Genomic DNA, 21,422 nt, shown 5'->3' with positions numbered 1-21,422 from the left:
GAGAGGATATGATGAGCAAAGTCAGTCAAGATATCATCAAAAAAATCGAAGAAGCACAGCTAAAGACTGATGTTCCTGCGTTTGGTCCAGGTGACACAGTAGTTGTTAAAGTTCGCGTTACCGAAGGTGACAAAGAGCGTCTTCAGGCTTATGAAGGTGTTGTTATCGCTAAACGTAACCGTGGTCTGCACTCGTCTTTTACCGTGCGTAAAATTTCTAGCGGCGAAGGCGTTGAGCGTGTGTTCCAAACACACAGCCCGGCAGTTTCTTCAATTGAAGTGAAACGTCGCGGTGCGGTTCGTCGTGCTAAGCTTTACTATCTACGTGAGCGTTCAGGTAAATCTGCACGTATCAAAGAGAAGCTTAACTAAGATTACTAATCCTTGCGTTATTGTTAACTTCGAAAAAGCCCGCTTTAAGCGGGCTTTTTTGTGCCTGAAATTCGATCCATTCAACCTGTTTTTTAATACAAACATTAAGGTTTCTTAATAGAGAGATGGATGAGTACAGAATACTTTATCGTGTTAGGCGTTGTTGGCGTCGCATTTTTTGCTGTATCGGGCGCATTACTGGGGCATGACAAAAGTATCAATGGGTTTGGCATCGTCGTTGTCGGCGTGATGACAGCCCTTGGCGGAGGTACTTTAAGAGACCTCCTATTAGGAAAACCTATTTTCTGGGTAGAAACCTCAGAGTATCTACTAGCAACCTATTCAGCTATATTCGCGACAGTCTTATTCATTCGCTACATGCCTTCACCTTCCAATTTTTACTTTATACTTATCGACACCATAGGGCTTGCTATTTTTAATGTCATAGGCATCGAGAAAGCACTTATTAGTGGAACCGGAATGATTGTCGCCTTAACGATGGGCATGACAACCGGTATCTTTGGGGGCTTGATGCGCGATGTGGTTTGCAGAGAAGTACCTTACGTTATGCGCGGAGATGTTTATGCGAGTGCATGTTTTGCAGGTGGTCTCACTTACGCCGCCTTGTTTGCCCTAGATATCCCTTACATTTGGTGCATTTTAGGTTCTATCTCTGTAACAGTTTTACTAAGAATTGCATCGTTGCATTGGGGGGTTAAAGTCGATCTTTTTAGGAAGAGAACACCAAGGCCTAACTAACAGTGTAGAGTCCAACATCGATATGCCCGTGAAGAGTCTTATTAGCAGATGTCGGTGAAGCGTCTTAAGTGACGCTCCACCATAGCACCTATTATTGTTATGCCATGAGTGAAAGCGATTCTATTAACGGTTTATTCTCGTTATCGATAGTGTGGATGATATGTTTATGTAGACGCTTTTTGTGTTCGCCAAAAATACCACGCTTTTTATCAAAGGTCTTAGCGTAGTTCAGCGCACCTTCCATCAAGCTTTCTTGTGTATCGTACGCCTTCTCTACCACGTGATCTTGCTCTAATTCTTTACCAGACACTCGCCTTCCGGAAAGCTTCATTTCATTAAATCTGTAATACGGCATCGCTTTTTTAACAAACTCAATCATACCGGGCAGAAAGGGGATTGATAAATCTACTTCAGGGAAACAGAAGAAGCCTTTGTCTGCGCGCATAAATCTGAAGTCACAAGCGCACGCCAAAATTGCTCCGTTTCCGAAGGCGTGTCCGTTGATTGCAGCAATAACGGGAAGAGGGAACAGAAGCAGCGCTTTAAACACGTCATCCATACCGTACATAAATTGCTTTATTTCCTCAGTGCGAGCTGCTTTCATTGCTGGCATTAGCCAGTCTGTGTCTATACCTAGACTAAAGCATTTCTCATCATTTGATGTGATCACTAGTGCTTTACAGCTTTCATTACTTTTAATGGTATTTAACGCTGAAAGCATCTCCTTTGCGAAGAGAGGATTGTGGCGGTTCTCTCCATTTTGCATGGTTAGCATGGCGACGTCGCCAGTGTAGGTTAGGGCTAAATTTTGCATTGTATTCTCATTATTATTCCATTGTCGCAATGATACAAAATCCTGACAATAAATGAGAAATTTAGCTTATTTATGTTGGTCAATTACGTCATTAAATTCGTGGATCATTTGAAAACGTAAGGACGGGATGTCACTACAAAGCGTTTGACTAATGAGGTAATTCGGAACAAGCCTCACTGTCGGTTAAAAATTGTGCTATCTCTATGCACTATTGCCATTCAGTCATGCTCATTCGCTTCGAATCTACCCTAGATTAAAGTATTATTCGTTATTACTTGCGCGATTACGCTTGAGTTGCTAAAAAGTCAATGACGTTAAAGAAATATAGAAAAAGCTAGTTGTACAATAAAGTTTACACGCAGATTGCACACTCTTTTGGCGTTTAATGTTCCGTTTTTTATTTGTAGTTAAGAGAGTAAGAGAGCTCCCATGATCAAGGACACCGTAAATAATGTTCACGTAAGTACCGAAGATGTACTTATAACCCCTGAAGCGCTTAGTGCTGAATTGCCTGTGTCAGACAAAGCGTTAGCGGCTATCTCTGAGTCTAGAAAGATTGTTTCAGATATCATTCATCGTCGCGACCATAGATTGCTTGTAGTGTGTGGACCATGTTCTATACACGACGTTGAAGCCGCGAAAGAGTACGCACTTAAGCTTAAAGAGCTTCATGAATCATGCAAAGACACGCTATTTATCGTTATGCGTGTGTACTTCGAAAAGCCGCGTACCACAACAGGTTGGAAAGGTTTAATTAACGACCCGCATATCGACGGTACATTTGATATTGAAACCGGTCTTCGTAAGGCAAGAGAGTTGTTAATTTGGCTTGCAGAATTAGAGCTGCCTGTTGCAACAGAAGCACTAGATCCAATTAGTCCGCAATATCTTGCAGAGCTATTTAGCTGGGCTGCTATCGGTGCGCGTACCTCTGAATCGCAAACCCACCGTGAAATGGCCAGCGGCCTGTCTATGCCTGTAGGATTCAAAAATGGTACAGATGGAAGCCTAGATATTGCCATAAACGCCCTTAAATCGGCCGCATCGGGTCACCGCTTTATGGGAATCAATAAGCAAGGCCAGGTAAGTATTATCGGGACCAGCGGTAATCCAGATGGCCACATTATTTTGCGCGGTGGAAAGCAGCCTAACTACGACTCGGTTTGCGTATCAGAGTGCGAGATTGAGTTGCAGGATGCTGGTTTAACAGCGGGCTTAGTAGTAGATTGCAGCCATGCAAACTCTTCAAAAGATTATCGCCGTCAGCCATTGGTTGCACAGAACGTGGTCAATCAAATTCTAGAAGGCAATCAGTCTATCATTGGCGTTATGTTGGAAAGTCACTTGAAATCGGGTAATCAAAAAGCTGAAGGTAAAAAGCCAGAAGAACTTGAGTATGGTGTTTCAATTACAGACGGATGTATTGATTGGGAAACAACAGAGAACTTAATATCTCAAACCAGAGATAAATTAATAACTGTGTTACCCTTACGCCAAAATAAGCGCACGGTGGCATAAATCCAAGCAACGCCTAAAGTGGCAAGAAAAATTTGCCACTAAGCCCCGTGCCATTTGATTCAAGGATAAGACAGAATGGCCGATTTATCGCAGCACTTAAAAAAGTTAGATACGCTGCGTGAAGGTATCGACGAGCTGGATACCCAGCTTGTCGAATTACTCGCAAAACGCAATCAAATTACAACCCAGGTCGGTCAGATTAAGGCTGAAGCTGGTATGCCCGTTTATGTACCAGAGCGTGAAAAAGCGTTGATCGCCTCCCGCCGTGCTCAGGCAGAAGCACTTGGGGTTTCGCCCGATCTCACCGAAGACTTATTACGTCGAGTAATGCGAGAGTCTTATCACACGCAAAACAACAAATATCGCTGTGTGAAACCTGATGTCGACAACGTTGTTGTAATTGGTGGAGCAGGGGCACTTGGCCGTGTGTTTGTGAGCTTGTTCGAACGAAGTAATTACAACGTTTCAGTTGTGGAAAAAGACGACTGGGAAAGTGGTATAGCAACATCGTTATTAAGCTGTGCTTCACTGGTTGTTGTTGCAGTGCCTATTAATCTAACCGAAGCCGTGATTAGCAAGCTTACTATGCTGCCAGAGGATTGCGTGCTTGCAGATATAACCAGTATTAAAGCTAAGCCACTTGAGGCGATGCTTGCCGCACACAATGGTCCGGTTGTTGGACTGCACCCCATGTTTGGTCCTGACGCGCCTGGCATGATTAAACAGGTAGTGGTAGTGTGCGACGGACGTGGCAGTGAGAAATACAGTTGGCTCATTGAGCAAATGCGAATTTGGGGTGCTACCATTCACGACTCCAGCGCACAAGAACATGACCAAGCCATGGCTTACATTCAGGTAATGCGTCACTTCAACACGTTTGTGTACGGGCAGCACCTAAAAGGTGAAGATCCCAATCTTGAATCACTCACCATGTTTAGCTCACCTATTTATCGCTTAGAACTCGCGATGGTAGGTCGACTGTTCGCTCAGTCACCACAGCTATACGCAGATATTATCTTTAATAACCCCGACAATTTCGCGCTTCTACGCCGCTTTTATGAACGTTTTGGGATTGCATTGTCATTACTTGAGAATGGCGATAAAAAAGGGTTTGTCGAACAGTTTATGAAAGTCGGCGCGTGGTTCGGAGACTATGCGAAGAAGTGCTTGGTAGACAGCAAACAGATGCTGTTAAAAGCGGACGATGGTCAGCTTTTAAGAGATAAGTAGTTCTAACAGACTGTTAAGAGCCAAAGCTAATTTAAGGTAGCCAACGTGACTCGCTCTCTTCGTTTGCCAATTACCAATATTTTCGCTGATGGCGGCTATAGTGTGAGAGCACATGTAGGCGCGCATCAGCAAGCAGTTCATCTGATTCTAGATACGGGAAGCGCTACGCTTGCTTTGGGCCACGCGCACTATCATGTAGAAAAAGATAATTATGTTGAGTTTACCTACTACTCTCAATCCATAAAATATGCAGAAGGCAGTTGGCACGGCCCTGTGGTCAAAACGACAGTGCACCTTGGCATTTTTGGTCATAGTGTGACGCTACCTCAAACTTTCGTCGCGATTGCAAAAGAGCCAAATTCGCCCGAACAACCTTGCTTCAAGAAAGCTGACGGAATTATGGGGTTGGCGTATCAACCACTAAATCACGCTTATCGCTACTGTGATGAAACCAAAGAAAAACTAAGTGAGCATGACTTTTATAGTGCTTTACTCTCGGATTCTGTAGAAACTGAACAAGCTGAACTAAACGTAGATAAGCCGATTGCCACAACGTTGCCCAGCTATTTTTCATATCTTGAGCAACAACATATAACAGCGAATAAGTTTGCGTTCTGGTTGCATCGTTCAAGCATTTATAACGTCGACGGCAACTGCCTTACCGCTGCGCTAGCTCATCGAACAAATCATGGGCTATTTGTGGTTGGTGAACCCCTATTTCACAAAGACTTATATTCGCCTCCTTTGTTGAATGCGAAAGTGCTTCACGACAAGTTTTATAACGTCACGTTGAAAGCTATAGAGTGCGAGGGTGTGGCCACTAATGCGCCTGTGTTGAAAGCTTCCGATCAAGCTCGCTGGTGTTCAAATGCTATTGTCGATACAGGTGCTACTGTCATAGGCTTACCAGAGTCGCTGTATGATGATGTGATGGGTCAGATTCACGCGTGCGTTGGAAATGCCGATGTGTTGCTCGCGCCATTCACGGCTTTTTCGTTACAAGAGCAAGGTATTCCATTAACGGAATTAGATCTTACAAAATGGCCAACGCTAACGTTTATACTTGAGGGGGAAGACGGGGAAGACATAGCACTAAAGCTTCCTCCTGAAGCATATTGGCAGATACACGCACCGTCATATAACTTTGCGTCCTTTAAAATCTTTCCCTTAAAACACTGGCCAAATCAAACTATTCTGGGGCTTCCGCTGATTTCTCAATACTATACAATTTTTGACAGAGCAAGAGGTGAATATGGCGTGGTGTCCTTCGCACACAAAGTCACTGCTGGCCAAATAGTTGAAACACTAAAGCAGATTTTTAAAAATAATAACTGACATCAAATAAGAACAATAAGGGAATTTTAATGCAGCGGGGTAGTTTGGTTTGCGTGGGAACTGGCATGATGGTTGGCGCGCACATGTCGCCAATATGTCAAAGTCATATAGAACAGGCCGACGTCGTATTTGTATGCGTAGCCGAACACTATATGGAAGCGTGGATCACGTCTTTAAACAATAATACCGTCAATCTTCAATCATTCTATGAAGATGGAAAAGACCGTCACGAAACGTATGCTCAGATGACTAATGCGATGCTAAATAAGGTGGAACAAGGTCAAAAAGTTGTTGGGGCGTTTTACGGTCACCCCAGTGTATTTGCAAAAGCGCCGCTAGACGCAGTAAACAGAGCCAAACAAAAAGGCTTCGAAGCATACATGCTACCTGGTATTTCCGCGGAATCGTGCCTGTATGCTGATTTGGGCGTCGACCCTGGGGCAGTTGGTTGCCAGCATTATGAAGCCAACCAATTCCTTAAATTCAAACGGGAAATAGATACCGCTGCATACTTAATTTTATGGCAAGTGGGTGTTGTCGGCGACTTTTCAAGCGCTGTATATACTTCAACGCCGCTTCAGCGAAAAAAGCTCACAGATAAATTACTGTCAATTTATAACGCCGAGGACACTGCTATTTTGTACGAAGCAGCAACGTTACCTATTGAAGATTTCAGAGCAGAAAGTATTGCTATTGCCGACTTGCATGAACACGAAATTAATCAACATACAACGCTGGTTATTCCACCGGTAAAAACACTAAAGCTTGATGATACTGACTACTCCACAAATAGTAATTTATGCAATTCGTAACGCATCGTTTTACTTGCGAACTGCTTGATGATAAGTGGGCTGCAGAGGCGGCAGCGCTGTATCAAGATGAGAAAGTAATGCGGTTAATTGGCACGCCCCTGACTAAAGCCGAAAGTGAGCGAGTGACTAGTGGATTCATTGAAGCAAACCGTCAGCCTTGGCCAACGCAGAAAGTCTGGGTAATAACTTGCAATTACACAAAAGCATTTTGCGGTATTCAGATGTTACGTAAACATACTCACAAGAATAGCGCAGAGATTGGCATAATGTTAGCTCGAAAGATGAATGGCAAAGGGGCTGCTCGGGAAGCGATGGGAGCCTTGGTTGACTACGGTATTTCACATGTAAATCTCGACCGCATCGTTGCTCAGTTCCAAATACGCCATTTGGCAACACGGCGATTAGTTACTCAATTGGGCTTTGTTAAGAAAAACGACAGTTTATCAATGGGAAGCAAAAGCGAACTAACAACCTATACTTTTGAACGCCTTTGTAACTGAGTTATCGTCAACCGAACGATTAACCATAAGTTGCCCTTAAACGCGACGCGTGTGTCCACTCGCACTGGTATTATATGTCAAAAAGACTATACGTAATTGATTAACATCCCATCAATTTGTTGATAATCTAGTATTAACTAAAAATTATAAGCTGAATACACACTCATGAAGGCGCTAAAAGAATTACTAGCAATTGCACAAGATGCATCTAAACAACGCAACTCAGACATTATTGCTCAGTTCAAAGCTGATCACGCTGATGAACTTTCAAAAGACAAAGAAAAAATGTGGTGTCTTTTGATGCCAGAAGACGAAGAGCAAGAAGCGCCAGGAGATGCACCAGACAGTGGCGAAAAGAACCAAGCTTCAATCCACTAACCGTGATAGTTGAAAATGCTGGCTAGACTATTAATAGGGGCGTTACTTTGCCCCTTTTTCATATTTCCGCTTTCTGCTGACGAAATTGATCAGCAGTTAGTGCGCGCTGATGCACTTCGCAGTCAAGACGTGGAGGCGTTTCGTACGTCATTGTCTGCTCTCAGTAATAAATCAGCCTCCTTCTCACCGGCCCAAGTCCAATACTTTAACTATCTCAATGCTTATAGTTTATCGTATTCAGGAAAACTCATAGAGGCAGTTCCGCTTTATGAAAGTGTTTTTCAAAGTGCTTCAGATAAATCGTTACAACTACGAGCCAAAAATTCAATTCTCAACAACTACGCGTTAGTTCGGGATTTTCCCAAAGCACTTCAGCAAATTCCTGATATTGTTCCTCTACTTTCGTTAGCGAAAGATAAAGATAAGCACCTTTCAATTTTGACGATTGCGCTTTTTTATAATCAGTTGGAGGAGTTTGAGCAGAGTTTGCAGTACAGTGCTCGCGTAATTGGACAAGAGCTTTCTTCCCGCAATGCGTGTCTGGCTCACAATCTGCGTAGTGAGTCGCTGCATAATTTAGGACGACTTGACCGAGAAACGCTAAATACAACCATTGAGGTATGTAATGCGAGTAAAGAGCCAATCGCTCTGAATCTAGCAAAATTATGGCTTGCTCAACTGATGTTAGCATCGCCAGACAGTATCGCAGGGGCGTTAGACGCCTTACTTGCTATCCAAGCAGATGTTGAAAGTACTAACTATCCACGATTAACGTCAGAGTACTATACAGCGCTAGCACAAGCCTATTTTGCCAATAAGCTCTTTCATAACGCACAGGAGAGTGCGCTTAAAGGCGCGGAGCTTGCAAAAGGCATGGGATATTCAAAACCCAGAAAAACGGCATATTATATACTGTACCAGTCGGCAATAGAGAAAGGGGATAATGCACAAGCATTAGATGCATTCATTCAATACGCTGAGGCTGATAAAGCGTACCTTGATGAGTACAACGTTAAGCAAATGGCGATTCAACAGGCTAAGTTCGATAACCTCGAGAAGAATATCGAAATTCAGCTACTGGACAAAGAGAATAGCCTACTGAAAGCACAAGCAGCACTTTCCCGAGAAGAAAAGCAAAATCACAGGCTGTTGATAACATTGCTTGCTTCCACCACGATACTTGTCCTTATGTGGGCAATAATAAATCGTAAGTTACATGCAGCACTTAGGGAAAAGGCGCAAACTGACTCGTTAACAAAAGTGGCGAACCGTCACTATTTTACTGAGTTGGCATCGAAAGCGCTTGATCGAATGTCAGAGCAGCAGGACGTATTATCTTTTGTAATTTTCGACCTTGATCACTTTAAGTCAGTTAACGATAGCTACGGCCATCCAACAGGCGATTGGGTATTAAAAGCAGTAGTTAACGCGGTGAGGAAACACTGCAGAAAAGAAGATGTTTTCGGGCGCTTAGGTGGTGAGGAGTTCGGCCTACTATTACCAGGGTGTAATGAGAAAAAAGCAAAAGAAATAGCGGAAAGTATGCGCAATAGTATCCGTCAAATTGATACAGCTGAAAGCGGTTTTACCTTCGATATTTCAGCAAGCTTTGGTATCTCCAGCACTGCGTCATCAAAGTATCAATTCGAGGCGCTGTATGCCAATGCCGATGAAGCTTTGTATGGCAGTAAAAAGCATGGCCGCAACAGAGTTTCTGTCTTCCAGGTTAATGGTGAAAGTGACGTTGGTAATGTTGGGCAAGCCTTTCAGCCTGCCTAAACATTACAACGAAAGAAAGTAAACAATGGGGCGTGTGCTGGCTTAATCAGCCAGTGCACTCGCCGCGGCCACTTTGGTCGGGCTAATTTCTTCGCTTGGATAGCAGCCCAATACTTTGATGTAGCGGGTAATACCACGCAATGCATCAAGGGCATTTTGTACAGGGCCATCTTCTACGTTGCCTTCTACATCAATGTAGAACATCTCTTCCCATGGATTACCTGGAATAGGACGCGATTCAAGCTTCGTCATATTGATGCTGTTCTCTCGTAGCACCAACAAGGCCTCTACAAGTGCACCTGGCTTTTGGATGGTAGACATAACAAGTGTTGTTTTAGCAGGAACTTGAAGTGGAACCACTACTGGGTTGCGCGCAACAACGATAAAACGGCTATGGTTTTCTTTTTGGTTTGCTAAGTTACTCTTTATTGCCATTAGGCCGTACAAGTTACCACCCGCTTCGCTGCCTATTGCGGCTACGTCATCGCGTTTAAGCTCACTAACTGTCAACATGGCAGACGAGGTGCTGTCCATGGTTTTCACTTCTACGTTCCCTAGTTCTGCTAAGAAATGGCTACACTGAGTGAACACTTGAGGGTGAGCGTAAAGCGTTTTGATTTTATCGATACTGGTGTTGGCTCCCACTAACAATGTATGGCGGATAGGGTGGGTGAGTTCACCAATAATACTAAGTTGGGTATGCTGTAGTTGGTCATACACTTCATTGATACTGCCAGACGTCGTGTTCTCAATAGGCAATACCGCGTAATCGGCTTCTGTACTTTCAACTTTGTGAATAATTTCTGCAAAGCTCTGACAGCCAATTTCCAGCAATTCGCCTGGGCGACGAGAGAAGTACTTTTGAGTTGCTAGATAAGAGTAAGAGCCCTTGTCGCCCAAGAATGCCACTCGGTTTAAGGGCAATGTACTGCCAGGGTTAGCGCGTTCAGCAAGCATAGCCTGCTGGTTTAAAACAGAGTCTTCAATAATAACGTGGAAAATTTGTGTCACATAATGAGGGTCTAAGCCGATGTTTTGGCCTTCTTTTATTAGGCGCACCAATAGCTGTTCTTCTCGCTTTTGATCTCTCACAGGAATGTGATGCTTTATTTTCGTCTCAGCCACTTCGTTGGTTAACTTTCTGCGTTCTGAGAGTAAAGTAAGTAATTCACTGTCTAAAGCGGTAATCCGCTCTCTAACAGTATCTAATGCATTGTCTGACATATCATTCCCGTGCGTATCGTATAAGAAAATTCTGCTAAAAAAAAACCTCCCGGTTGGGAGGTTTTCATGCATGTAGCCGCGCCTCCCTAGTTAAAGGATGTAAACGCAAAAAAGAAAAGTGCTACGTGCATAGTATTCTGTTTCATAGGTTTGAATGTATGTTGAACGCCTATGTGTGTCAACCCATTTTTACAAATTGAATAGTTGTTTTTAATGTGGAGGGCTTGAAAAAGTGATTAAAATGCGCTTTTGGCTTTATAAAAAGCCAAACGGTTAGGGCATGAAGCGTTGGCAGGTGCCGAAAATAAGCACCGGCCGCTGGGTAATTTGAGAACGTCGTTTATATTTTAACGCTTAGTTACCTAATAGTGCTGAAAGCATTTGTCTTACTTCGTTGGGCTCAAAAGGCTTATCGCATAGCGCGTTCACACCTGTTTGCTGAATATTAGCCATATGTGCACTGTCAGCTGACTCTGACGTTACCATGATAATCGGTATATGTGTGGTTTCTGGATTAAAGCGGATAAATTCCGATAGTTCCCTGCCATCCATTTCGGGCATATTGTAGTCGGTAACCACGAGGTCAAAAGGTTCATCTTTTATATAAGTTAGCGCCATTGCGCCATTCTCAGCTTCTTTTATGCGTTGAAGTCCCATGCCTTCTAGTACGCGTCGAATATGATTACGCGCTAATTTACTGTCATCAACAAGTAGTACGCGAACGTCGTGTACGTCAAATAGTTCTAATTCTAGTTCATCGTGGTTAATTAGGTCTAAGCTTGCGTTTAACGCACGAGACAAGTGAAGTGGTTCAAATGGTTTAGGAAGAATTGCCGCAACACCCGCCTGCTTAAACTCTTCTAGTTTGCTTAAACGATTTTCACTGGAAACCAACATGAAGGGGATTGTTTTAAATGCGTCGTCTTCTTTGATGAATTTAAGTAGTTCTAGTGCGGTTCCATCTTCGTAGTACATCGCGCTTACGATTAGGTCAGCACCGTGCGCTTTTACCGCTGAACGAGCTTCGGAAAGGGTACTGACGGGGTCAATTTCCTTTACGTGCTCTTTTAACAACAAAGTGGTGATGATCTTTCTTTGTGTGTCAGAAGGCTCAACTAAAATAATGTGTAGATCAGAAATTGACAGCTTTTCCATTTCAGACTCTTTTTGTTATATGTTTATGAAAAAGTGAGAGCTCGCTAGCTGGCTAGCGTTACATTAGCCCCCAGCAAGCTTAACTTTATACCCTTTATCGGTCAGTAGTGTGCGGAGCTTTTCCCTGTCATCAGTTTGTACTTCAATGACACCGTCTTTCACTGCGCCGCCGCAACCACATTTTTTCTTTAGCTCAGAGCCTAGTTTTTTCAGCTCATCAGACGCGAGGTCTAATCCCTTAATCAGAGACACCCCTTTTCCTTTGCGACCTTTAGTTTCCCTGTGAATACGAACAACGCCGTCAGAAGACACCGAACGCGCTTGCTCTTTTGGCTCAGGCTTTATTTTGCCGCTTTCAGTACTATAGACCAAAAGGGCGTCTTGCCAGTCTTGCATACATACCTCAATAAATTGCGTCTTTCCATCTAAATGGCGATAAAAAAAGCATTACCATACGAAAGTTTAAGATGACTTTCATGGCGATGTGTAAAAGTTCAACTAGTATAAGAATAGCAAAGTTAAAAGCATGTGATGAAGCATTTCTGCTTACATTTTTAAGGAGCGAATATGGAAATAACGTCGAGCTATCAAAATCAAGGGAAAGTACTAGTGGTAGATGTAGGCACTAAGTTTGACTTTAGTAAGGTAGAAGACTTCAGAAACGCCTATGGCGAACTGGGCGCCGATGTCTCTCACATCACCGTAGATTTATCGCGTACTGAATACATGGATAGCTCTGCCTTAGGTATGTTGTTAAACATGCAAAAGACACTCGCTGAAAGAGAATTAACCTACAGTATCGAAAATGCCCGTCCTCAGGTTGCTAAAATCCTGAAAATATCTCGATTCGATAAAAAGTTCGACATTAAGTAAGAAAAGCAAGTCGCTAAATTAACATTTTATCGAAGAAACATACGTGAAGATCCTCATTGTTGACGACGAGGCTATCAACCGTACATTGCTTACTAACATGCTTTATAACGCAGGTTATAAAGAGTGTATCGAAGCGGTGGATGGTGTTGAAGCTATCAAAAAATTTACGCACGAAAAACCCGACTTGGTTTTGTTGGATGTTGTGATGCCTGGGCTCAGTGGTTTTGACGTTGCACCCAAAATACGCAAGCTTGCGAAAGGGCCGTATCTACCTATTCTTTTTATCACCGCTTTAGAAGATAAAGAAAGCTTAGTGAGGTGTCTGGAAGTTGGCGGGAACGACTTTGCCACAAAGCCCTTCGACCGACACATTCTAATTGCCAAAATTCGAGCCCACTTAAAAATACGTGCTTTGAGTGAACACATAGAACAGCAAAATAAAGCACTTCGTTTATTCAATCAAAGAGTGGCGAGAGAGCACGCCATTGTGGAACATATTTTTAGCCACGCTATTGTCAATCGACCCGAGGTATTGGCGCATTTCGACTGCTTCCTAAAGCCAGCTGAAACCTTTAATGGCGATCTCTTTCTATGCGAATCAAGCCCTAGTGGTGGTATTTATTTTGTGGTGGGAGATTTTACAGGTCATGGTTTGGCGTCAGCAATTGGTGCGTTGCCTGTAACCCGAGCCTTTCAAGAACTCAGCCAGCAAGGGGTATCTATTTCTGAGATTATTTCAGAATTAAATCGAATTTTAATTAAGTTTCTACCAAGTGACATGTTTATGGCCGCAGTGGTGGGCGAAATTAATGCGGGGGGCAATAGAATCAACTTATGGCAGGGTGGAATGCCGGCTGTCATTGTTCCTGCGAAAACTGATTTAGCGCTGCGCTGCATCCCCTCACGTCACATGGCATTAGGGATCCTAGACGAGCATGAACTCAACACCGATTGCGATACCATTCAATTAGGATGCAATGAACAGCTTGTAATTTGTAGCGACGGGCTAATTGAGAGTACTAATCAAGAGGGAGAAATGCTTCTTGAGGAAGGCTTGGTAAGAATAGTAAAAGAGCAAATGCAGACGCATGGGAAAATAGAATCCAATTCACTTTTTCTTAAGGCGAAAGAGCATTGCGCAGCCTCTTCATTTCACGATGATGTCACGCTAGTCGTGTTTACCTCTCAATCCATTAAAACGCCCGTATCACCAAAGATGGATTTTGGATTGCCATCGGTGCATGAAGTTGCGCTTGACGCACAACATTTGAAACAGCCTGACATTCTTCAACGCGTGCTACAGCTTGCGGGGCAATGTGAGGACATTCAAGCGGTGCGTTCGATAATTTATACCGTGTTGTCGGAACTGTTTAATAATGCGTTAGAGCATGGGATCTTGAAACTCGACTCAAAACTCAAAGCTGATAGTACAGGGTTCCATCAATATTACGAAAACCGCGAGGCTTCACTAAAAGCGCTTAGTCACGGGCGAATTAATATTAGGATAGAGTCTTTACCCCTTAAAGGTAAGGTGCTGATAGCGGTTGAAGATAGTGGTGAAGGCTTTGAGTGGAATAAGGCAAGTACGGTAGGCCGGCGTCATTCCGTTCATGACGAAAGCTTTGGGCGTGGGCTCCCTTTGCTTCACGCGCTGTGCGAACGAGTGTGGTTCGAAAATGGCGGGAGTAAAGTGATTTGCTTACTTGATACTAAAAGTTAGGCGCCTTTAGAAAATATATTTACGAGCAAAATGTTCATATTCATGTTTCTCTGAGGGCTTTTAAACTCTCACTTTACAGCTCTAGTCGCTGAATACAGTTTACATAGACTTGCTTACTTGGTCATCGCTGTAAATCTGTCCATCTAATCCAGCAATTAATCGAATTTAGCTTTTACCGAGTAAAAGTTTTATCGATACTCAAATTTCATTAACCGCGGGCGTTTCTGCGGTGACACAAGAAGTAGGGCCCCATGCTGAAATCATTTCTTAAACTTTTCGAAGACACGCATAAGCGCACAGAGCCAACGTATACCGTTGAATTGGCGACTGCTGCATTACTTAGTGAAATTGTAAACGCTGATAATGAAGTAACGGATAGCGAGAGAAGTGAATACGAGAAACAGCTCAGAAAGCATGTAAACATAGATGAGGAAGCGATGTCGTTGTTGCTTGAAAGAGGGCAAGAGACGGCTGACGATTCAATTGACTTAGTGCGTTTTACTCAAGTACTAAATAAACACTGCAGCGCTGATGAGAAAAGAGATGTGATAAAGAGCCTCTGGGCTATTGCATACGCGGATGAATCTTTAGCGCCTCTTGAAGAGAGTACTATTCGTCAAATAGCTGATTTATTGTACGTTCCCCATAGCCAATACATTAAAACTAAACTTGAAGTAGTTGAAAGAACATAGCGTTCATCATCACTCAGTTAGTCTTTTTTGTATTAGCTAAAAAAATGGATTCAAATTTAGCGACCTGTACCTTACTATTGTGAACAAATAATAATAAAAGCTTAGCGGTGACAGTGCTGTTTCAGAGCCTATGGCATCACTTGCTTACAACAGCTTGCAGTACTGAAGTAAGGGTAGTTGAGTGTTTAGAACGTTGAAAATCCCAATTGGGCTTGTCATTGCATTGACGATGTCGGTGCTGGCGCTCTCTGTGGTAATTGTTAATAAATTAGAACACAACGCTTCTGTGGAGGATGTGGTTAAAGGCAATACCGCGACGTTAAGTAACGCTTTGTCGCTGCAGTTATCGGTTGTCATGGAGCGAAGTCCCGGTGATAACGCATTATTTTCCTCTCTTTTTCAACCGATAAAAGAACACGATAATCTTATTTCCGCCACGCTATATGACAACGACTATCAAGTCATTTCCACTATTCAACCTGATTCCTTAAGCCAGCTTTCCAATCAATCTGTTCCACTTGATCCTGCAGAAATTCCATTTGGTGTTACGCAATACGACAATGTTATCACTGCCCATCAAATTGTAGGCAGTAGCCTATACCCACTTGGACATGTTGTTCTTTATGTGGACATTGAAGACACCATGGCGGCAAGTTCAGCCCGCCAGCTCATTAAGCAAGTGCCTATCGTTATCGCGGTTTGGCTGCTTTGCACTGGCACTTGTGTCTTTATTTTATACCGTTTGATTTCTCCTATTGGGTCGCTGAGGCAGTTTACTCAAGAAGTATTTGAGTCAAAAGATTATGCGCTGCGCAGTTCACTTAATACATCTAATGAAATTGGACAGTTATCGAATAACATTAATAGTTTATTGGATACCATTGAAGTTGAGTTACTTATCAACTTTGAGCAAAAGCAAACATTGGTTGATCAACAGGAAACCATGTCTCGTCTGGCAAACTTCGATAGTTTAACCGGTCTTCCCAATCGACAGTTTGTTCTCGATAACTTAAGACTTGAGCTAGCCAGAGCCAAAAGAAATGATGAAGACTTACTGCTCCTGTTTTTTGATTTAGATGGGTTTAAGGGCATCAATGATTCTTTAGGACATGAAACCGGAGATCTCATTCTCATAGAGGTTGCTGACAGAGTTCAGTGTTTGCTGCGCGACGGCGATTTATTCGCGCGACTGGGAGGGGATGAGTTCTTAGTACTGCCCGATAGAGATGTGACTACTGACCAAGCGCAAAGCTTGGCAACGCGACTTATTACCGCATTTGATGAGCCTTTTGAACTGCGTGGCTTATCACTAACGGTAGGTTTAAGCGTTGGAATCGCTACGGCTTCTGATGCGGGCTACGACCTAAGCGAACTGATGAGCAATGCAGACCTTGCAATGTATCGCTCAAAAGCGCGAGGGCGGGGCAGCTACACACTGTTTACACCTGATATGGTTGAGTCGCATAAGCGTAAACTCCACTTAGCTAACGGTATTGAGCAAGGAATCAGCAACGATGAGTTTGTTGTTTATTACCAGGTTAAAGTTAACAACGAAGGGAACGTAATAGGCGTAGAAGCGCTTATTCGTTGGCAACATCCTGAATTTGGCTTGGTCATGCCGAACGAGTTTATCCCCATTGCTGAGCAGGGCGGTAAGATCACTGCAATTACCCGTTGGGTAATTAAGCGCGTTTGTATTGATATGCCAGATTTAAAACAATGGGCCACGTCTCCGTTTAGAGCCTCAATCAATTTGTCTGGACATGATTTGCGAAGCTCGCAGCTGTTTGACTACATCTACAATACTTTCAAGCTCTATGACATCAACCCAGAAAACATTGAATTTGAAGTGACAGAAAGTGCGTATCTAGAAAACTTTACTCTTTCAAACAAGTTCTTCAGACGCATCGGAAATATGGGGTGCGCCATAGCTCTAGATGATTTTGGAACGGGTTACTCCTCGTTAAGTTACCTGACGCAAATCAATATCGACACGCTAAAAGTTGACCGACAGTTTGTAATGGAAATTCAAACTTCAGAACGAAGCCGTCTTGTGACTGGGGCAATTATTGATTTGGCGAAAAGGCTGTCACTCTCGGTATGTGCTGAGGGCATAGAAAACCTTGAACAGTGGAATTATCTTAGAGAGCATGGATGTGACAATGTGCAAGGATTTATGTTTAGCAAGCCCATCCCCTTATCGGAGCTCACTTGCTCTCCCTCTCATTACAGCGATAGCAGTTTCTCTGTATAGCAAGGTATCGATAACACCACTTTGACATACAGTGTTTCAAAGTGGTGTTTCTTTTTTGCAACATTTAACCTGTATGCTGAGTGCTTAATAGTACATTTGTTTATATATGATTCTGTTTTTATTGTGTTTTTTCTTTTTGGTCTGAAAATCGCATAAGCAGTTTGAATGCAATTATGATAGTGGTTAATTGAAGACTAGTGGTAGTATCCATGAGCTTTAATAGCAGAATAACCTGATAACACAGGGCTGGTATCAAAGCGGATTGAGAAGGATTTTAAAAGCGTTTAGCGGAGGATTCATGATGAAACGTCTCGAAAAAGTTTTCTTAGCACTTTGTGCTGTTGCTGCAGTACAAGCCATTTCAGTAGCGGACGCGTACGCAAGTCCAGCGCGCTCGTTGATGCAGGAATTAGACACAGATAATGATGGTCTGATATCACTTAAAGAAGCGGTTCGACACACAGGTCTACTGCGCAACTTTGGGCTGATTGATGACAACGAAGATGGCAAACTTTCCGAAGCCGAATTGGCAAAAAGCAAGTTGACGCCAGGCAATGAAAAGCTCACAGCAAGTGAGTAGATAAAATAATATATTTAAGAGGGTAAGGTTCTGATAAACAAGGTTTCGTTTGGTGAACGCTTGGTACAACTTGGTTCACTAAGGCAGTTGACGCTAGGTAGTTTTGTACTGGCCCTTATCCCTCTTATAGCCTTACTTTGGCAAAGTCAAAGCGACTTAGCCAAAGTGGGTCAAATGACAACACTTGAAACACGGTTTGTTGTCGATGTTGTTAGCGACATGCAAAGACTCGATAACGCGGTCGTTGACGTAGAGCGCAGCATTCGCCAATTTGCTGTGTTGAGAAATGATAGGGTGGCATCCCTTTCTGATAACGCCATCGATCAATTTGCCGTGGCCGCTGACAATCTATGTCAGGCTCTCTCGGTACCAACTACCTGCACGCGACTTTCAGAACAGCTAAATCAATTAGCCGAATATCGAGCGATTGAAGACCAGCTTTTACTTAATGCCTACCTTGCGTCAGTGGGCGATAGCGTCGACCAGCTTCGCGACGATGTAGAAGCCGCTATTACTGAACGTGTCAAAGTCCAGCAAGATGATTTAAATGCCATGCAAGCAAAACAAGCTTGGTCTACAGCTATGCTTGTAAGCGTTTCGTTATTGCTAATACTGATGGGGAGTCAACTTATTGTGAACCCCGTTAATAATTTAAAAAAGATTATAAGGATCATGGCCCACAGCGATGGTCAGCTTCCACCCCTTTCAAGACAAGCGCCAAAAGAACTGATTGATGTAGAGAAAGATTTACATTGGCTTTATGATCGACTACAGCAGTTAGAGCATATTAGAACCGCCTTGCTGCGACACGCTGCTCACGAGCTCAAAACTCCGCTTGCCAGTATTAAAGAAGGCTGCAGCTTGTTGTCTGAAAATGTGGTGGGCGAGTTGAATAACAGTCAACGCGAAGTACTTTCGCTACTTACTGCTAGCACGCAAAGGCTCAACACGCTGGTGGAAAAGTTGCTCGACTACAACCTGCTGTTGCAACAAGCTCAGCCGAAAATGGTACAAAGTGACGTTAGTAAGTTAGTTTCTGCTTGTTTAGAAGATTACGCGCTCGCCATTCAGGATAGAGAAGTGGAAGTAAAGATAACTGCGTCCGAGGTGCGTATAGACGAGGAGCTGTTTAGAAGAATACTTGATAACTTGGTGTCCAATGCTGTGGCGCATGGCGCAGTGGGAAGACCGATAAATATTAGCCTTTATAACGAAAACGATAATCTTGTACTCGATGTTGCCAATCGCGGTAAGCGTATTGCTCCAGAGTCAGTACATACTTTATTTGAACCTTTTATCCGAGGAACCGAGCCGAGAAACGACAATGTCATTGGGACGGGTTTAGGGTTATCAATTGTTGCCGATTGCGCTCGACTGATGCATGGTGATGTGCGTGTTGTAGATGTAGACTATGCCGATGTTTGCTTTAGAGTGACCATTGGGCAACAGGAAAAATAAAATGAGAATAAGTGGTTTAATTGTCGCCTTACTGGTGCTGACAGGATGTCAGAGCTTAACCAGAAACAACGACAACGCAGGTGAGCCAGAAAAGGTGACGCCTGTAGCTAAAATAGAACGTGGCCTTTGTTTATTTGTTGAGCCTCCACAGGGGTTCGAGCACAATTGCGATGCAACCTATTGGCTTAACGCGTGGATTGACGCGGCCAACCAACCTTGGTTAGAGCGTAAGCAAGCATTAAAAGCGTTAGGTGATACAGCATCTGACACACTTCACGCCTACGTTTTAACACTACCAACAGATACACCTTATCAAGACAGGTTGCGCGCGCAGCTTGCCTTAAATGATATTGCTGGAACATTTACACCCACTGCGCAAGAAGTGGTGACTGTTATTGCTGCGTCGCACAACAATCAGATTATGCAGCTTGAATCTGCCATGGTGGTGTTGGAGCAAGAAAATACTTCTCGTGGCGAGAAAGTAAAAGCACTTGAAATTGAAGCAGTTAACCTGCGCAAAAAACTAGAAGAATTGTTGCAGATTGAAGCAACACTGATGGATAAAAACAGGAGTACACAACAGTGAGCGAAAAGGCGAGTAGTAACCCTAACTTATTGTTGGTAGATGACGATAAGAGCTTATTGCGCTTATTAACCATTCGTCTGGAAGGCGAAGGTTATGAGGTGACCGCAGTGGAAGACGGTCAATCAGCGTTAAGAAAGCTTCAAAACGACAACTACGATGTAGTATTGAGTGACTTGCGTATGCCGGGCTTAGATGGTCTGAGTTTGTTTGAAGAGATTATGGGAATTAGAAAAGATATTCCTGTAATTCTGATGACGGCTCACGGCACCATTGCTGATGCGGTAGCAGCCACTCAGCGTGGTGTATTTGGGTTTTTGCCTAAACCTGTCGATCACGATGAATTACGCGCGCTGCTGCAAAAAGCACTTAGCCAGTCTCAAGCTGCTCAGCCTGGGGATTGGGCAAAGGACATCATTACCCGTTCTCCAGAAATGCTAAATGTACTAGACCAGGCGTTCCGCATAGCTCAGCGTGAAGTGTCTGTGCTTATTAGCGGCGCGAGCGGTACAGGTAAAGAGTTACTTGCTAATGCCATTCATAAAGCCAGTAACCGCAGCGACAAACCATTTGTGGCTATTAACTGTGGAGCATTACCTGAAAACTTGCTTGAGTCTGAGCTATTTGGTCATGCCAAAGGTGCGTTTACCGGTGCTGTAGCTGCTCACCCTGGTCTGTTTAGAGAAGCCGACGGCGGTACCTTGTTCTTGGATGAGATTGGCGATATGCCGATGACGCTGCAGGTAAAACTGCTGCGTGCATTACAAGAGCGTCAAATTCGTCCAGTAGGTAGTAGCAAGCACGTAGATATCGATGTGCGTATCATTTCTGCAACGCACAAAGACTTGCACAAAGAAATGGAAGAAGGCACCTTCCGCGAAGATTTATATTACCGTCTCAACGTGGTGAACCTAAAACTTCCGTCGCTAAAATCGCGAAGTGAAGATATTCCACTTCTAGCTCGCTCGCTGCTGCAGCAAAGCGCACAGCGTCATGGCGTGAATGTAAGCCAATTTTCTGATGACGCTATGCAACAGCTGGTAACCTCATCTTGGCCAGGTAACGTACGTCAGCTTGTGAATGTGGTCGAGCAGTGTGTTGCGTTAACGCAAACGCCTGTTATTCCGCTTCACTTAGTAGAGCAGGCCTTGTCTGCCACTAAACAAAGCTGGCCAACGCTTACAGAGGCTAGAGATGCGTTTGAACAGCAATACTTGCACAAGCTTCTAAAAATGACCGACGGCAATGTAACGCGCGCGGCAGAGCTTGCAGGTAGAAACCGTACAGACATGCATAAACTTATGAAAAAGCATGAATTAGACGCAGCTGATTTCAGATAGACATAGTGCTTAGAGAGCTATTAAACGCATCACTTTTTAGTGATGCG

At 43.6% G+C, this 21,422-nt stretch carries 21 protein-coding genes; 17 read left to right on the top strand and 4 right to left on the bottom strand.

Annotated elements, in window-relative coordinates; all coding sequences use genetic code 11:
• Nucleotides 1–11 precede the first annotated feature (11 nt).
• Both rplS and ACFI6J_RS12940 read left to right on the top strand, forming a co-directional pair.
• On the top strand, nt 12–371 hold the full coding sequence (gene rplS / locus ACFI6J_RS12945; RefSeq protein WP_024015986.1) for a 50S ribosomal protein L19: 360 nt from the start codon (nt 12–14) through the stop codon (nt 369–371).
• Between the two features lie 129 nt (nt 372–500).
• Nucleotides 501–1,130, top strand: a complete 630-nt coding sequence (locus tag ACFI6J_RS12940; protein WP_156086128.1) for a trimeric intracellular cation channel family protein — start codon at nt 501–503, stop codon at nt 1,128–1,130.
• A gap of 97 nt (nt 1,131–1,227) precedes the next feature.
• Here the strand turns inward: ACFI6J_RS12940 and ACFI6J_RS12935 are convergent, their stop codons facing one another.
• Nucleotides 1,228–1,944 (bottom strand): enoyl-CoA hydratase/isomerase family protein, encoded by a 717-nt coding sequence (locus ACFI6J_RS12935; protein WP_061485220.1) that lies wholly within the window; start codon nt 1,942–1,944, stop codon nt 1,228–1,230.
• A gap of 429 nt (nt 1,945–2,373) precedes the next feature.
• Here ACFI6J_RS12935 and ACFI6J_RS12930 point away from each other — a divergent pair, with 429 nt between their 5' ends.
• From ACFI6J_RS12930 to ACFI6J_RS12900, 7 genes are all read left to right on the top strand, one after another.
• A complete protein-coding gene (locus tag ACFI6J_RS12930) occupies nt 2,374–3,462 on the top strand; it encodes a 3-deoxy-7-phosphoheptulonate synthase (protein WP_061485222.1) in 1,089 nt (362 codons plus the stop codon).
• Nucleotides 3,463–3,537: 75 nt separating this feature from the next.
• Complete coding sequence (gene tyrA, locus ACFI6J_RS12925) at nt 3,538–4,692, top strand: bifunctional chorismate mutase/prephenate dehydrogenase (RefSeq protein WP_061094610.1); 1,155 nt, start codon at nt 3,538–3,540, stop codon at nt 4,690–4,692.
• A 45-nt stretch (nt 4,693–4,737) separates the two neighbouring features.
• Nucleotides 4,738–6,027: a pepsin-like aspartic protease gene (locus ACFI6J_RS12920; protein WP_061485224.1), complete on the top strand. Its 1,290-nt coding sequence runs from the start codon at nt 4,738–4,740 to the stop codon at nt 6,025–6,027.
• Nucleotides 6,028–6,056: 29 nt separating this feature from the next.
• Nucleotides 6,057–6,839, top strand: coding sequence for an SAM-dependent methyltransferase (locus ACFI6J_RS12915; protein ID WP_156086129.1), 783 nt, complete (start codon nt 6,057–6,059; stop codon nt 6,837–6,839).
• Nucleotides 6,827–7,339: a GNAT family N-acetyltransferase gene (locus ACFI6J_RS12910; protein WP_061485228.1), complete on the top strand. Its 513-nt coding sequence runs from the start codon at nt 6,827–6,829 to the stop codon at nt 7,337–7,339. Before ACFI6J_RS12915 ends, ACFI6J_RS12910 begins: the two co-directional genes overlap by 13 nt.
• A gap of 165 nt (nt 7,340–7,504) precedes the next feature.
• Nucleotides 7,505–7,717, top strand: a complete 213-nt coding sequence (locus ACFI6J_RS12905; RefSeq protein WP_061485230.1) for a hypothetical protein — start codon at nt 7,505–7,507, stop codon at nt 7,715–7,717.
• 15 nt (nt 7,718–7,732) lie between these two features.
• Entirely contained in the window at nt 7,733–9,496 is a 1,764-nt protein-coding gene (locus ACFI6J_RS12900; protein ID WP_231506439.1) for a GGDEF domain-containing protein, read from the top strand.
• 42 nt (nt 9,497–9,538) lie between these two features.
• Here the strand turns inward: ACFI6J_RS12900 and pheA are convergent, their stop codons facing one another.
• From pheA to yciH, 3 genes are all read right to left on the bottom strand, one after another.
• Nucleotides 9,539–10,792: a prephenate dehydratase gene (pheA, locus tag ACFI6J_RS12895; RefSeq protein ID WP_197044398.1), complete on the bottom strand. Its 1,254-nt coding sequence runs from the start codon at nt 10,790–10,792 to the stop codon at nt 9,539–9,541.
• 282 nt (nt 10,793–11,074) lie between these two features.
• Nucleotides 11,075–11,875: a response regulator gene (locus ACFI6J_RS12890; protein ID WP_014948846.1), complete on the bottom strand. Its 801-nt coding sequence runs from the start codon at nt 11,873–11,875 to the stop codon at nt 11,075–11,077.
• Between the two features lie 63 nt (nt 11,876–11,938).
• On the bottom strand, nt 11,939–12,271 hold the full coding sequence (gene yciH / locus ACFI6J_RS12885; RefSeq protein WP_014948847.1) for a stress response translation initiation inhibitor YciH: 333 nt from the start codon (nt 12,269–12,271) through the stop codon (nt 11,939–11,941).
• A 171-nt stretch (nt 12,272–12,442) separates the two neighbouring features.
• Here yciH and ACFI6J_RS12880 point away from each other — a divergent pair, with 171 nt between their 5' ends.
• From ACFI6J_RS12880 to ACFI6J_RS12845, 8 genes are all read left to right on the top strand, one after another.
• Nucleotides 12,443–12,748, top strand: a complete 306-nt coding sequence (locus tag ACFI6J_RS12880; RefSeq protein ID WP_014948848.1) for an STAS domain-containing protein — start codon at nt 12,443–12,445, stop codon at nt 12,746–12,748.
• A 43-nt stretch (nt 12,749–12,791) separates the two neighbouring features.
• Nucleotides 12,792–14,468: a SpoIIE family protein phosphatase gene (locus ACFI6J_RS12875; protein WP_462586198.1), complete on the top strand. Its 1,677-nt coding sequence runs from the start codon at nt 12,792–12,794 to the stop codon at nt 14,466–14,468.
• A 251-nt stretch (nt 14,469–14,719) separates the two neighbouring features.
• Nucleotides 14,720–15,160: a tellurite resistance TerB family protein gene (locus tag ACFI6J_RS12870; RefSeq protein WP_014948851.1), complete on the top strand. Its 441-nt coding sequence runs from the start codon at nt 14,720–14,722 to the stop codon at nt 15,158–15,160.
• Nucleotides 15,161–15,341: 181 nt separating this feature from the next.
• Nucleotides 15,342–17,414: a putative bifunctional diguanylate cyclase/phosphodiesterase gene (locus tag ACFI6J_RS12865; protein WP_462586197.1), complete on the top strand. Its 2,073-nt coding sequence runs from the start codon at nt 15,342–15,344 to the stop codon at nt 17,412–17,414.
• A 298-nt stretch (nt 17,415–17,712) separates the two neighbouring features.
• Complete coding sequence (locus ACFI6J_RS12860) at nt 17,713–17,994, top strand: EF-hand domain-containing protein (RefSeq protein ID WP_342290539.1); 282 nt, start codon at nt 17,713–17,715, stop codon at nt 17,992–17,994.
• Between the two features lie 60 nt (nt 17,995–18,054).
• Nucleotides 18,055–19,452 carry a sensor histidine kinase gene (locus ACFI6J_RS12855; RefSeq protein WP_014948855.1) on the top strand — a complete coding sequence of 466 codons (1,398 nt, stop codon included), beginning with the start codon at nt 18,055–18,057 and terminating at the stop codon, nt 19,450–19,452.
• A gap of 1 nt (nt 19,453) precedes the next feature.
• On the top strand, nt 19,454–20,038 hold the full coding sequence (locus ACFI6J_RS12850; protein WP_014948856.1) for a hypothetical protein: 585 nt from the start codon (nt 19,454–19,456) through the stop codon (nt 20,036–20,038).
• Nucleotides 20,035–21,375 carry a sigma 54-interacting transcriptional regulator gene (locus ACFI6J_RS12845; protein WP_014948857.1) on the top strand — a complete coding sequence of 447 codons (1,341 nt, stop codon included), beginning with the start codon at nt 20,035–20,037 and terminating at the stop codon, nt 21,373–21,375. Before ACFI6J_RS12850 ends, ACFI6J_RS12845 begins: the two co-directional genes overlap by 4 nt.
• Nucleotides 21,376–21,422 lie beyond the last annotated feature (47 nt).

Source organism: Alteromonas sp. G4i13, assembly GCF_054960505.1.
This window is presented reverse-complemented; position numbering and strand designations above follow the sequence as displayed.

What these genes read in the sequence shown, in the direction of transcription:
- ACFI6J_RS12900 (WP_231506439.1), top strand. Translation starts at nt 7,733, where the DNA reads ATGCTGGCTAGACTATTAATAGGGGCGTTACTTTGCCCCTTTTTCATA.
- ACFI6J_RS12915 (WP_156086129.1), top strand. Translation starts at nt 6,057, where the DNA reads ATGCAGCGGGGTAGTTTGGTTTGCGTGGGAACTGGCATGATGGTTGGC.
- ACFI6J_RS12940 (WP_156086128.1), top strand. Translation starts at nt 501, where the DNA reads ATGAGTACAGAATACTTTATCGTGTTAGGCGTTGTTGGCGTCGCATTT.
- tyrA (WP_061094610.1), top strand. Translation starts at nt 3,538, where the DNA reads ATGGCCGATTTATCGCAGCACTTAAAAAAGTTAGATACGCTGCGTGAA.
- rplS (WP_024015986.1), top strand. Translation starts at nt 12, where the DNA reads ATGAGCAAAGTCAGTCAAGATATCATCAAAAAAATCGAAGAAGCACAG.
- yciH (WP_014948847.1), bottom strand. Translation starts at nt 12,271, where the DNA reads ATGCAAGACTGGCAAGACGCCCTTTTGGTCTATAGTACTGAAAGCGGC.
- ACFI6J_RS12905 (WP_061485230.1), top strand. Translation starts at nt 7,505, where the DNA reads ATGAAGGCGCTAAAAGAATTACTAGCAATTGCACAAGATGCATCTAAA.
- ACFI6J_RS12930 (WP_061485222.1), top strand. Translation starts at nt 2,374, where the DNA reads ATGATCAAGGACACCGTAAATAATGTTCACGTAAGTACCGAAGATGTA.
- ACFI6J_RS12860 (WP_342290539.1), top strand. Translation starts at nt 17,713, where the DNA reads ATGATGAAACGTCTCGAAAAAGTTTTCTTAGCACTTTGTGCTGTTGCT.
- ACFI6J_RS12910 (WP_061485228.1), top strand. Translation starts at nt 6,827, where the DNA reads ATGCAATTCGTAACGCATCGTTTTACTTGCGAACTGCTTGATGATAAG.
- ACFI6J_RS12870 (WP_014948851.1), top strand. Translation starts at nt 14,720, where the DNA reads ATGCTGAAATCATTTCTTAAACTTTTCGAAGACACGCATAAGCGCACA.
- ACFI6J_RS12850 (WP_014948856.1), top strand. Translation starts at nt 19,454, where the DNA reads ATGAGAATAAGTGGTTTAATTGTCGCCTTACTGGTGCTGACAGGATGT.
- ACFI6J_RS12890 (WP_014948846.1), bottom strand. Translation starts at nt 11,875, where the DNA reads ATGGAAAAGCTGTCAATTTCTGATCTACACATTATTTTAGTTGAGCCT.
- ACFI6J_RS12935 (WP_061485220.1), bottom strand. Translation starts at nt 1,944, where the DNA reads ATGCAAAATTTAGCCCTAACCTACACTGGCGACGTCGCCATGCTAACC.
- ACFI6J_RS12880 (WP_014948848.1), top strand. Translation starts at nt 12,443, where the DNA reads ATGGAAATAACGTCGAGCTATCAAAATCAAGGGAAAGTACTAGTGGTA.
- pheA (WP_197044398.1), bottom strand. Translation starts at nt 10,792, where the DNA reads ATGCATGAAAACCTCCCAACCGGGAGGTTTTTTTTTAGCAGAATTTTC.